The sequence below is a fragment of the Treponema primitia genome, from assembly GCF_046533075.1.
GTDB classification, from domain to species: Bacteria; Spirochaetota; Spirochaetia; order Treponematales; family Breznakiellaceae; genus Termitinema; species Termitinema primitia_B.
In genome coordinates this window covers 1-12,732 of record NZ_JAJQRB010000059.1, presented here as the reverse complement: position 1 = coordinate 12,732, position 12,732 = coordinate 1, and the positions used below count along the sequence as shown (strand labels likewise).

Genomic DNA, 12,732 nt, shown 5'->3' with positions numbered 1-12,732 from the left:
CTGTTTTACCTGGCATTCTTCTAATTCCTCTAGTCCTGTCTCTGTTTCCCGGCTACAATAACCTTATGGAAACCGCTTCCGGATTCTCATCCAACGCCGAAATATCCCACAAATTGGCCGCCGTCCTCTTCCCGGGTGAGGAATGGGTGCAGAAGGAGCCTAATATCTGGATAGCCAAATCCCGTCTCGGCGGAGGCCACAAGGAGCAATCCAAACTATACCGGGAAATATCCCACGTCAGGCTATTAACCAATCGGGGCAGTGTTGCCTATTTTCTCCCCGAACAGACAAAGGACGAAGAGGAAAGCGAAGATGACTTTATTCACAATATGCACGCCGACACCGTGATAGACGGCGCTGTTGTCGAGCTAAAAACTATATCCGGGAACAGGGCCACCCTTGGCAAGTCTTTCCGGCGCGGGTACAAACAGGGCCGATCCCTGCTCAAAAAACACGGCATTACAGCCCACCATTCGGTTTTTCTTAGGGTATATACCCCATTCAGCGTGGACAGTATTAAGGCAAAATTAGCCGGAGAACTCAAGAATTCAACCGATGAGGGCCGTTGTATTTGTTTTTTTGAACCAACTGAAGAACTCTATTCTTGGACCTATGCCGAACTGCGGGCCATCGTGGGAACATAAAAATCACCCAGCCCTTTCGGGCTGGGATCGGCAGAGGAGGCTACAATGCCGCCTCCCCAGGTGGCACTTTAAACATTACGCTATTTTATCGGTAAAGTCAATCATTACGGGATTATAGCATAGAATAGGCGTTTTGGGAAGTTTTTTTGCAGCCTGGGGAGCTAAACTTGATCCACAAATAAAAAAGAAGAAGAAAAAAGGGATGGAAATACCGGAAATCTCATGTTTCCCCCCTTTCCTTCCTCTTTTTCGCCTTCGTGTCCTTCGCGGTTAAAAATTTCTTCGTGATCGGTTTTTAGTTAGTGATTTTTTCACTTTTTTTCATCAAGACTCAAGCAAAAAACCACCCTCGTCCCCTATTACGGGCGGAGGGACCAAATGGCCCACAGAATAGCCCAAAACCAAAATCAGATTTTCGATGACTTGTTCAAAGCCCTGATGCGGCTTTCGGATACTGCGGTCATTACATTCATTACCAATGGTAATTTACTCGTACAGGGTAAAGGCCGCCCAGTAATACGGGTGGGACCACTTGGGGTCATGTCTGAATTCGTTCCGGACAACATAATAGGCGTCCCGGAAACTCATCCCCTGCTGAATGACCCCGCGGTATAGCCGGGACATAAACTCTACCGTGGCCGTATCACTAATGGACCAGAGGCTTACCCCGACATTTTCCGCTCCCGCTACCAGAAAGGATCGCGCAAGACCCACCATGCCGTCGCCCCGTTTAACCTGCGCAAGTCCGGTCTCGCAGGCAGACAGTACCACCATACGGGCATCCATATTAAGCAGAGCGATTTCCGGTATGGTTAAATAACCGTCCTCCGCAGTGTTTACAAACCCGGAGACTTCGGAAAAAACAATGCTCGACATGGCGGGAACTTCTTCGTTAAAATATCCGTGACAGGCAAAATGTATGACGGGATAATTCCGCAGGGTTCCGCTGCCGGATAGTTCCTTTACCTTCGCTTCACTGACATCCCTGCCGGTAAAAATTGCGGACCTGCCTTGTGCGGAGGTCAGGCTTAAAAGCCCCCTTACCTCGGCCTCCGTACCGGGAAGATTGAGCCAGCGTATCCTGTCCGTGTAATACTGCCCCGCTCCTCCGTCATAGGCGTTTCCTTCTACGGTGATGCCCCTGCCGTTCCCTGCGCTTACATACCCCCGATTTCCCCGGTCGGATGAAGCGCTGTTCCGGTCGTATACCGCGCCCCCAAAGGCCAGGAGCGGTTCGTTCCGCCGCACGCCGGTTTTCGCTGCAAGAACACTTACCGAAACCGAGGGCGATAGAGAGAGCCGGTAGGTTTCGCCGAACTCAGGCTTGTCCTTATTTTCCCGCAAAACGTCAAAGGGCAGATACATGAGCGGCCCATCGGGAACGATGACTATGTTTTTTATATTCGCCGGAATGCGGGGAAGTACCGGCTTGATAAGTTTGTCGTATAAGACATTCAGGGTACTTTCAAACTGTCCCTGATCCGAGGGAGTTATAACACTAAGGCCGCGGGAACGGTTTTCATCATTTATTATTTGGCTTCTCAGATCGTTGATAGATTTAAGATAATCAAAAGAAGGATCAAGTTGAACCGGAGTTACGCCGTTTTTTGATAAAACCAGGCAGTAGGAATTGATGGACGGACGATTTTTGCCATTGTAATCAATAGAATTATCCCAAAGTACATATTCCAGAACGACCCGGTCATCCCCGCAATAGGCTTTGGCTTTTGCAATATCTACAGGTTTTGGGTTCCGTAATTCAGCATAGCGGGGAATACGTTTACCGATTTCGGCGTCCAGGGCGGTAAGCCGGTTTTCTGCTTCGGTAAGTTGTAATCCCGCTTCGGCATATTTGGCGTCAAGTTCAAGATTCTTTTCGCTATAATTGTTTAATACGGTTTGCCGTATGTCTCTGCGTTCGATCAATTCCTGTATGGACCTACGTTCGTTTGCGGTAATACCGGGAAGGCGCAGGGCAGCCTCGGTTCCCAACTGTTCCAAAAAACCGCGGCTGCGCAGGGATTCTGAATAAATAAAAGCCGCTTCTCCGTTGCCAAAATGGGATTCAAGATCCACCCCCGCATAATAGAGGTAGAGACGCCGGGATGTTAATTCGGAACTGCGCGATCCAAGTCCGCTTCGCAATAATTCAGCCTTGCGTATTCCTAAAGAAACACCCTGCCGAGACATGTCAATATATCGCGTAACATACGGGTTGGTTTTGTCACGTTCAAGATAGGGATAAGATGCATAAATTGAATCCGCAAACATCCAGGAAAAATCCAGAGCTTCATTGAAATTAATGACTGAATCAAGAACCGCTAAGAATTTTCCCAAGTCTTCAAACCCCTGATCCATATTATTGTATAAAATATTTAAGCGGCCGCGTCCCTGATAGGCCAGCGGAGCATTTGGATTGATCTTTATTGCCTGGGAATAATCTGCGATAGCCTTTCCTGTTTCCTTTTGCTTTTCATATTCGCGGGCACGGGCAATATAAGCGCCTTCGCGTTCCGTATTAAGCCGAATCTCTTGGGTAAAGTCTGCTATTGCCCTTTCCGTTTGGCCTTGCTCACTGTAAAGAAGGCCCCGGTTACGGTAAATATCGCCATTGCCCGGATTGAGTCTAAGGGCCTGGTTAAAATCCGCTAACGCTTTTTCAAATTCGCCTGTCCCCCTATATACTGCTCCCCGGTTACTATAGGTTTCGGAAAAGTTGGGGTTTATTCTTATTGCCTGGGAAAAATCCGCTATAGCCTTTTCTTTGTCGCCGCTTATACCATATACAATACCCCGGTTTTGATATGCTTCGGCATATACCGGATCTATTCTGATAGCCTGGGTAAAGTCCGCCAAAGCACGGCTATTATCACCTTTTTCCCGATACGCATTTCCGCGGCTATTATAGGGCAGGGAAAAATTCGGATTTACCCTAAGGGCCTGAGTATAGTCTTCTATTGCCCGATCATAATTACCCTTTTTCCGGTATGTCTCACCGCGATTATGATAGGCAGAGGCATAATTCGGTTCAATCCCGAGAGCTCTGTTAAAATCTTCCAGCGCGTGATCATATTCACCCTTGTCCATATATGCAATACCACGATTGTTATAGGCAAAGTTATCGTTCGGCTTAAGTCTTATGACCTGACCTAAATCCGCTATGGCCCTGTCATAATCTTTTAAATCTGAATGTACATTGGCACGATTAAAATAAAATTCCGCAGAATTCGGATCGAGCCTAATGGCATAGTTGAAATCTTCTAAGGCCGATTTGTATTCACCCTTATCCCGGAATTCAAGACCTCGCTCGTTATAAGCATCAACAGAATTCGGATCGAGTCCAATTACCCGCGTATAGTCTGCAATAGCCTTGTCATGCTCCTTTATTTTTCCATATACCAAAGCACGCTCAAAATAATAAATAATATCCGGCTTGATTCTGATTGCCTGGGTAAGATCTTCAATGCCTTTTTCCATTTCCCCTTTTAAGTTGTACATAACACTCCGGGTATAATAGGTTCCGGCATTATTCGGATTAAGCCGAATTGATTGAGTAAAGTCCGCGATAGCCCGGTCATAATCGTTTTTACGGTAATATGCCATACCACGAAAATAATAGGCTTCAAATGAATCCGGTGTTAACCTGAGCGCCGTATTAAAGTCAGCAAGGGCTTTTTCATAATCACCGCTGCGGCTGTAAGACTGTCCGCGCTGAACATATGCGGGGAAAAAATTTGGATCAAGCCTGAGGGCCTGAGTGAAATTCTCTATGGCGTTATCGTATTCTTTTTTCGCCGCATGATTATAACCGCGATTGTAATAAGATAAAACTTCTTCAGGCCCGGCATGTAAAAAGCCAAGGGTTACAAGAAAAAACATACAAAATGCCGCTTTACTCACTCTTTTAAACATGCCTGCCTCCCTGTCTGACGAAGTCGCGTTATTCCGAATACCATCTGCCGTCTTTTTTATCTATTCCGTATACTCCCGCCTTCCTTCCTGCCTGGTTTATATAAATGGAATCAAATTCACCAAAGGAAACCGCATCACGTAATTCCGGGATCAGATCTTTTGCCAGTTTGACGCCGGAGCCTATGGTAATTCTAATTGAGTAGGGCATCTTTCTATTTGTAAGAATATATAAGATATCTTCCGGACTCATTGTAAAGGCCATAAATTCAATAGACCGGACACTTTGAGGAAGTGTGATATTTTCCAGCGGATTACCGCTAAATGCGGATTGCCCTATTGAAGTAACCCCTTCCGGAATAATAACGGATTTTAATCCCTTATCACCAAAAGAGCGGGCTCCAATAACTTTTACCGGAATATTATCTATTTTGTCAGGAATGGCTACAGCAGTAGCGGTGCCTTTATATTTTGTGATGGTTATTGATCGGGAATCACCCTGCCCGGTTACTTCGTATTCAAGCTGTTCCTTTGGAATAAACCTGTATTTGGCCTGAAGTGCGCGGTTGCCAAATTTCCAAATACCGTTGGTAAATACATACTTACCCTTTTGTCTATCATTGTTTGCATAGGCGACCTCAAATTCATAATTAAAGGGCATACCCTCAAGATTGAGACCCGGGCCGATGGTAATGGCAGTTTCGGGCACACTTGTTTTACCGGATGTGGCAAATCTAGAGGATAATGCACTCGCCAATTCTTTCAACTGATTTGCGGTGCTAAAGAAGGATGCAAAACCAAGAGAATTTACGCTATCGGGAAGTATAATTTCTTTTAAGGTATTATTCGCAAATGCCTTAATTGCAACGGAACTTATTCCATTAGCGATAGTTATGCTTTCGATTTCCTTGTTTTCAAATGCACCTGGCCCGATTTCCTTAACAGGCGTCTGGTTCAACTGGGAGGGAATATTGATATTCTTGTTCTGCCCTGCATAGCCGGTTATAGTAATGGTTCGGGAAGCGCCTTCACCGTTGTAGGATATAATAAAATTGCTTATATTAGTGATGCGGTCCGGAAATCTGAAATTGGTTAGTTTATTGGCATTGAAGGCGGTGTCATAAACCGCAGTTACGCTTTCGGGAATGGAAACGTCTGTCAACTGGTTTCCGGCAAAGGCAAATTCTCCTAAAACGGTAACGCTGCCAGGTATGACAATGCTGGTCAACTGATTTTTATTAAATCCGGAAAGATAAGTTACTTTGCCGGGTATAACAATATTGGCTAATTTATTATCCTGAAATGCTGCGACATTAATAGTAGTAACACTTTCAGGGATGACGACTCCGGTAAGCTGGTTTTCAGCAAAAGCGAAAGTTCCTATCGTTGTTACACCTTCAGGAATGGTTATATTTGATAATTTGTTTTTATAAAATATTTGAGGTTCAATAGTTGTAATGCCATGGGGAATAGTAACACTAGCTAATTGATTTTCCTGAAACGCGTAAGCGCCAATGGAAGTAACACTTTCAGGAATGATGACTTCGGTGAGCAGGTTTTTAGAAAACGCCCATTCACCTATCGTTGTTACGCCTTCAGGAATGGTAACTCCGGTAAGCTGGTTTTCGGAAAAGGCGGATTTTCCTATTGTTTTAATACTGCCGGGTATAACCACATTGGTTAACTGATTTTCCCTAAAAGCTTCATCGCCAATGGAGGTAAGGGTATCAGGAATAGTTACAGCAACCAATTCTTTCTTTGAAAATGCTTTGGACCCAATTTCTCTTACGGGGGTCCCTTTGATTTTTGCCGGAATGTTGACTGTTTTTGATGTTCCGATATAACCCGTAATAGTCACCTCCTTCTTTTTCCCTTCCTCCCGTATTCTAAACTTAAAATCTCCACTGGTATCCCCCCCAGTCTTCGGTCCGGAAGCGCAGGTCAAAAACAATCCAATAAATAATAATACGCCCGCATAACCCAATCTCTTCATAAAAATCCTCCGTATAATGTTTCACAAGCCCTCAAAAGACTTATGTGTATCCCACGCGAAAAAGAGAAAGAAGCCGTTAATCTTCAAATAAATCAAAATATATATTTATACATACTATGGCCTAATTCCTCTGGCTCTGCTCCTGCTTCCTTATCTGATTTCCGCTACCGGGAAGTCGTGGTACCCCTGGTAGTAGGCTTTTGGGTGCTGGGGCCAGTACTTATTACGGTCGTTGGTAAGGCGGACGACTCCGTTTGTAACAAAGCTGCTCAACTGCAACATGCCAAGGCTCCCGATGGATCTTGCTGACCCCGCTCCCTGTAGTTCACTGATGATGCTGTAGGTAAAGGCTCCATGCTGCCAGGCGGCATCTTCATTTGAGTATTCATCGGCCTTGCTTGCGGAAAACACAAAAGCATTGCTGTTCATTAGGGAAGAGATGAGCTGGTTGCTGTCCACGCCGCCGGATTGACAGGCGTCGATAAAGACCAGCCGGTTGCCCGGTTCGCCCAGCACGGAAACGATGTCGTCGGTGCTGATTGCACTGTCGCTGTTAATTGAACCGTCGGCGTTAAAAGCGGCGTCACGGGGGAGGAAGAAAAAGCGTCCCGTACGGTCACTGATCCCGTGTCCCGCAAGGAAAAAGAGGATCACATCACGGGGACCGGCTCCGGAAAAGAATTGCAGGTTGCTGCGGATGTTTCCGGCGGTGGGCGTTACGGCGGAATCATCGGCAATCAGGAGGCTGTTCACCCTTCCATAACGTTTGCCCTCCTGACTTTTAAAGGAGTTGATGATCTCCCGGGCATCGTTGACGCAGAAGTTCAGGTTTTTTAATCCCCCCGGACGGGAATCGGCGTTGTCGTATTGGTTTACCCCAACGGCGAGTATCCAGAGATTGGGGAGGGCGATCTGCTGCCCGGCCTGGGTTTGCCAGGTGATCTCCGTTATTTTCATGGTATCCGAATTGCCATTAAAGGCGGCAACTTCTATGATGTTCCGCCCCGGATACAGGTTTACCGGAACCTGAAAGTTCAGACTTTTGCGGCCCCCGGTAACCGAGAGGCTTGCCTTCTCCGCCACAAGACCGTTGTCTCCGGTAACTGCGCTTAATTCATCCCGCCCCAGGAGCGTACCGTTTACCAGGATCTTGATGCTCTGAATGGGCCGGTTCCGGTCGCTTATGGTAACGGAAAGATTTGCGATCCCCGCAGTAACACTGCTTCCCGCCAGGGGGGATTGTATGGTAACCGTTGGAGGGAGGATAGATGCGGCATCCTGAATGGTGAGGTCCGCCTTATAGGGCTTGCCCGCGATATTCGCCGCTACCGCTTCGGGCTTATAAAAGGTAGAACGGAACTGGTCTATGCTGTACACGTTGTTGCCGGACCGCACGTTGAGGTATGCGCCTCCCCGGGGGGATGCGTTAAAATAACCTTCCGGGGTAATGCATATCCATTCGTGGTCCTGGGCGCTCTGCTCCGGCATTTCCACCGTAAGCCCCCGGCTGGCAGCGATAAATTCTTCGTCATCAGGAAAGCTGAGGAACCGGACTACTTCCTTACCCGTGGCATCGTCCCATATCCGGGTAGTACCATCGGCGGAACCTGAGAGAAGGCGTTTTCCGTCGGAACTAAAACTTACCGAATTTATCTCGCCGGTATTACCGGTGATGTCTAAAAGTTCCGTTCCGTTTTCTGCGTCCCACACCCGGATAGTATTATCTGCCGAACCGGAAACAATACGTTTGCTATCCGGGCCATAGGCCAGGCTCAGTATAAGATTGGTGTGACCGGAGAGGGTCCGCAGTTCCTGTCCGGTCTCCGCATCCCACACCCGGATTCCATTCCAGGCGCCGGAAATGATGCGCTTACCATCGGGACTGTACACCGCCGATTCGGTTGCCATGCTGGATTTTCCAACAAGACTCCGCAGTTCCCGCCCGGTCTGGGCATCCCATATTTTGATAGTATTTTCTCCGGAACCGGTAACAAACCGTTTCCCGTCGGATCGGTAGGAAAATGATTTTACCCCCTGGGTATGACCGGCAAAGGACAGCAGCTCCTTGCCGCTTTCCGCATCCCATATTTTAATGTAGCCGTCTATTTCGGAAATGATCCGTTTTCCGTCAGGACTATAGGCCGCGCGATCAACCGGCAAAACCCCCCTGGCAAGGGTCCCCAGTTCCTGTCCGGTCTGGGCATCCCATACCCTGATGGTTCTATCTGCGGAACCAGAAACAATACGCTTACCATCGGGGCTCCAGGCTATGGCATTTACTCCCCCGGTATGTCCGGTGAGGGATAAAATTTCCCGGCCCCCTTCAAGGTCCCATATCTTGATGGAATGATCGCGCCCTATAAATTCAGCATTAGCGGAGGCGATACGTTTTCCGTCCGGACTGTAGGCTGCGGAGCTTACACCTTCGGTATGCCCGGATAGTTCCCGCAATTTCCGCCCGGTTGCCGCATCCCACTCCGAAATATCCTTGACGGATCCGAAAAGCAGCCGTGTACCATCGGAGTTTACGGTCACCGAATATGCCCCGATACCCGAAAGGTTCATCAGATTTCGGCCGCTTTCAATGTCATAAACTGAACCGCTGCTGGAAAAAATCCGCTTGCCGTCTGCGCTGTAGCCCCTGCCGGAGGCGGCAATGGTCCGCAGTTCCCGCCCGGTTTCCGCATCCCATATTTTAACATCCCTATCGGACCCGGAGATGATCCGAGAACCATCGGGACTGTAGGCGGTAAAGTAAACTTCCCCGGTATGACCGGAGAGGGTCCGCAGTAATCCGCTTGCCGTATCCCACACCTTAACAGTTTTATTGAGGGAACCGGAGACGATCCGCTTTCCGTCGGGGCTCCAGGCGAGGGCCTGCACTACGCCGCTTCTGCCAAAATCGCCCAGGGTCCGCAGTTCCTGCCCGGTAAGCGCATCCCATATTTTAATAGTATGATCCCGGGAACCTGAAACAAGGTATTTCCCATCGGGGCTCCAGGCGGCGGCGTTTACCCCCAGGGCATGGCTGGTAAGGGTCCGCAGTTCCCGTCCGCTCTCCGCATCCCATATTTTAAGGGTATTGTCATCGGACCCGGAAACAATACGCTTTCCATCGGGACTGTAGACCACCGAGAATACTTCTTTGGTATGACCGCTGAGGGTCCGCAATTCCCGGCCGCTTCCGGTGTCCCACACCTTGAGGGCGGTGTCCCTTGACGCGGAGACGATCCTGCTGCCGTCAGGACTGTAGGCCAAAGCCTGCACCCTATCGCTGTGCCCGGTCTGGGGAAAAACCTCCACGTCAGTTTTCTGCTCCACGCTCAGGCCCCGCCGGTTCAAATTATTTTGACCGGCGCAGGACCCAAGGAGGGGCAGCATAAGGATTAACAGAAGCGCTGCGTATTTTACCGCAGCGCTTTTTTTGACATTCATTCCTTAACGCCTATTACATCGGTACCCAGGCCCAGCCAATTTTTTATGGAGATGCCCTTTCCGTCTGAGGTGATGATATAGTCCATGACCGTGGTTCCGCCGCTGTCACGCAGGCTTAGCTTTGAGCCCGTTGCGGTATAATAAAACCCGCCGCTGCTTTCTTTTACGCCGCCCACGTATATATCGGCGTATCCCGTGCCGTCCGCCTTGAAGGTTTCTACGAATACGCCCGTACCGTTCTCGAATAAATCGATTTTCCAGGTTCCCAGCAATTTATTGTCCACGGAGGATGCGCCGCCGCTTGCCCCGCCTGTTGTGGCGCAGGCGGCGAAAAGCAGGGTGAAGATCAGCGCCGTAACGGTGACGCCTGTTAGCGATTTTTTTCGCATTTTGTGTCAACCCTCTTTTTTCAACAGCATCCGTCCCATGCCGCCGTCCAGAATGAGTGAACCATCGGAGGTAAACGAATAGTTGGATATAAATTCAAGTTTAATAATGGAAGTAGATCTAAACCGGCGTTTTTGAGGATCATACATTTCTTTTACGGCAAGTGTTATTTTTCCGTCTTTGCAAGAATAGGTTCCCTTCATTTTTTGGGTAGTCGCTTTTTCAACATTTTCCAAAAGAAAAGTGTTTTTATTGAATGTATAGCTTGTATGACCAAGTGATCCATTCATCGGAACAGAAGCGGACCATGTGCCATCAAAGGCTTCCGCCACTCCGGGCGGAACAGAAGCGCATCCTGAAATTATCAAACAAACTGCGGTAATACAAAAGAAAAAGCTAAAGAAAAGCCGCTTGCCATTCATTGGTATCTCCTTCATTTTTTAAGCTCCTTGGTCCATTTTTGAGCGTTCCGTAAAGTCCCCGCCAGGAAAATTCCACCCATATACAGAACATCTGCTTTGGCGGACATTTCACAATTTTCTATTCTTATTGTAGGACTTTCAGGAGAAGAATAAAAACTGACTGTAGCCACAAGATAACCGGCTGCCGTGTTTCCCGTGTAAGAAAAATAACCACTTTCGGTTTCTGTTCCGTTTTTAAGGATAGTATATTGATTATCCTTAAAAATCATTTGAAAAGCATCACTGTCAGCACGTCTTTCCCAAACCCCGGTAAGCGGCGAGGGGTACCCCCCAGGCTTGGCGGTGATAGAAATACAACCGCTTAAGGTTTCCACAAGAAACAGCGCCATAAGGCCCATTACTATTCCGCGAAATTTCTTTTGCATCCGTAAACTCCTTTCTGAAAATAATATAGCTAACTTAAGTTAGTTTTAGTTTAGTATTCTCCGCAGATTCTGAAGTCCCTCTATCTTTCTCTGATATTCCTGATGTTCTTTTTCCAGTGCTTCTTCCGCTTTTTTTGCAGCAAGCTCCGCTTCTTTTAAAACAAGCTCCGCTTCTTTTAAAACAAAGTTATCCCACAAGGACTTTACATAATCATTCGGACAGGTAACCTGAATACTTTTTAAATCCAAAACAGAATCTCCGTTTTTATAAAAAGCATGGTCGCCTATTGATATCAGTGTGGCCGGGAAAACAATTCTAGCTATTTCTTTTGAGTCAACTTTAAATGCCTTTTCCCCTATTGCCGTAACAGGTATACCGTAAAGTGATGACGGAATATAAACGGTAGGAGACGAACCAACTACAAGGTCACTGGTGATGGTAATAGTACGCGAATTCCCTGTACCATATACTTTTCCTGATCCAAGGGTAGTAACACTGTCAGGAATAACCAGTTGACCGGTGATTTTGTTATTATAAACAATGGCATATCCTATACGTTTAACGCCTTCAGGAATAATAAGGCTGGTTAACTGGTTGCCTGAAAATGCCAGATCCTCTATGGTTTCAACACTTGCCGGAATAGTAACGCTGGTTAACTGGTTACCCGAAAACGCTTCCCGTTCTATGGTTTTAACACCTTCCGGAATAGTAACGCTGGTTAACTGGTTGCCTGAAAACGCTTGCAATTCTATGGTTTTAACACCTTCCGGAATAGTAACGCTGGTTAACCGGTTGCCTGAAAACGCTTGCTGTCCTATGGTTTTAACACCTTCCGGAATAGTAACGCTGGTTAATTGATTGTTCATAAATGCAAATGGCCTAATAGATATAACTCCGTTTGGGATATTTATACTCGTCAGTTTGTTGCCGTCAAAACCGCCCAAAGAAACTACGGAATCCGGTATAATAACGGCAGTTAGTTCATTGGCACTAAATGCGCCGGGGTTTATAAAAGTAACGGTATCAGGAATACCTACAGCAACTAATCCTTTCTTTGCAAATGCATCTTTCTCAATATTTCTTACAGAGACTCCTTTGATTTTTGCCGGAATGCCGACCGTTTTTGATGTTCCGATATAAGCTGTGATAGTCGCCTGAGTCTCTGTCCCCTGTCGTTTTCCATTACGATAAATTTCTACATCCTTTTTTATTTTAAACTCAAAATCCTCCACCGCATTCACCGGTATCCCCGTATTCCCCACGGTCTTCGGTCCGGAAGCGCAGGCCCAAAAACACAGCCCGATAAACAACAATACACACGCATAACCCAATCTTTTCATAAAAATCCCCCGTATAATATTTCACAAGCCCTCAGGCTTATGGGTATCCCAAGCAAAAAAGAGGCTGTTAATTTTCGAATAGATTGAGATATACTTATTTGTACACGGGGGGGGGGGGGGGGGGGGAAAATTAAAAAAAAAAAGGAATTTAGGGGGTTTTTTCTTTTAAAACCCCT

8 protein-coding genes are annotated in these 12,732 nt (G+C 47.1%); 1 reads left to right on the top strand and 7 read right to left on the bottom strand.

Annotation, left to right across the window (positions count from 1 at the left end; genetic code table 11):
* Positions 1-65: 65 nt before the first annotated feature.
* Positions 66-644 (top strand): hypothetical protein, encoded by a 579-nt coding sequence (locus LQZ19_RS12410; RefSeq protein ID WP_411047987.1) that lies wholly within the window; start codon positions 66-68, stop codon positions 642-644.
* 486 nt (positions 645-1,130) lie between these two features.
* On the opposite strand, the gene LQZ19_RS12405 is transcribed toward LQZ19_RS12410, so the two are convergent.
* The 7 genes from LQZ19_RS12405 to LQZ19_RS12375 form a co-directional block, all read right to left on the bottom strand.
* Positions 1,131-4,556, bottom strand: coding sequence for a CHAT domain-containing protein (locus tag LQZ19_RS12405; protein ID WP_411047986.1), 3,426 nt, complete (start codon positions 4,554-4,556; stop codon positions 1,131-1,133).
* A gap of 28 nt (positions 4,557-4,584) precedes the next feature.
* A complete protein-coding gene (locus LQZ19_RS12400) occupies positions 4,585-6,546 on the bottom strand; it encodes a leucine-rich repeat domain-containing protein (protein ID WP_411047985.1) in 1,962 nt (653 codons plus the stop codon).
* Positions 6,547-6,696: 150 nt separating this feature from the next.
* Positions 6,697-9,981 carry a caspase family protein gene (locus LQZ19_RS12395; RefSeq protein WP_411047984.1) on the bottom strand — a complete coding sequence of 1,095 codons (3,285 nt, stop codon included), beginning with the start codon at positions 9,979-9,981 and terminating at the stop codon, positions 6,697-6,699.
* The gene (locus tag LQZ19_RS12390) at positions 9,978-10,370 is read right to left on the bottom strand and encodes a hypothetical protein (RefSeq protein WP_411047983.1); all 393 of its coding nucleotides are present in this window, start codon (positions 10,368-10,370) and stop codon (positions 9,978-9,980) included. Before LQZ19_RS12390 ends, LQZ19_RS12395 begins: the two co-directional genes overlap by 4 nt.
* A 6-nt stretch (positions 10,371-10,376) precedes the next feature.
* Entirely contained in the window at positions 10,377-10,805 is a 429-nt protein-coding gene (locus LQZ19_RS12385) for a hypothetical protein (RefSeq protein ID WP_411047982.1), read from the bottom strand.
* On the bottom strand, positions 10,802-11,215 hold the full coding sequence (locus LQZ19_RS12380) for a hypothetical protein (protein ID WP_411047981.1): 414 nt from the start codon (positions 11,213-11,215) through the stop codon (positions 10,802-10,804). Before LQZ19_RS12380 ends, LQZ19_RS12385 begins: the two co-directional genes overlap by 4 nt.
* 45 nt (positions 11,216-11,260) lie before the next feature.
* Positions 11,261-12,556 carry a leucine-rich repeat domain-containing protein gene (locus tag LQZ19_RS12375; protein WP_411047980.1) on the bottom strand — a complete coding sequence of 432 codons (1,296 nt, stop codon included), beginning with the start codon at positions 12,554-12,556 and terminating at the stop codon, positions 11,261-11,263.
* Positions 12,557-12,732 lie beyond the last annotated feature (176 nt).

Coding starts and splice junctions, on each gene's coding strand:
- LQZ19_RS12410 (WP_411047987.1), top strand. CDS start 66: ATGGAAACCGCTTCCGGATTCTCATCCAACGCCGAAATATCCCACAAA.
- LQZ19_RS12405 (WP_411047986.1), bottom strand. CDS start 4,556: ATGTTTAAAAGAGTGAGTAAAGCGGCATTTTGTATGTTTTTTCTTGTA.
- LQZ19_RS12400 (WP_411047985.1), bottom strand. CDS start 6,546: ATGAAGAGATTGGGTTATGCGGGCGTATTATTATTTATTGGATTGTTT.
- LQZ19_RS12395 (WP_411047984.1), bottom strand. CDS start 9,981: ATGAATGTCAAAAAAAGCGCTGCGGTAAAATACGCAGCGCTTCTGTTA.
- LQZ19_RS12390 (WP_411047983.1), bottom strand. CDS start 10,370: ATGCGAAAAAAATCGCTAACAGGCGTCACCGTTACGGCGCTGATCTTC.
- LQZ19_RS12385 (WP_411047982.1), bottom strand. CDS start 10,805: ATGAAGGAGATACCAATGAATGGCAAGCGGCTTTTCTTTAGCTTTTTC.
- LQZ19_RS12380 (WP_411047981.1), bottom strand. CDS start 11,215: ATGCAAAAGAAATTTCGCGGAATAGTAATGGGCCTTATGGCGCTGTTT.
- LQZ19_RS12375 (WP_411047980.1), bottom strand. CDS start 12,556: ATGAAAAGATTGGGTTATGCGTGTGTATTGTTGTTTATCGGGCTGTGT.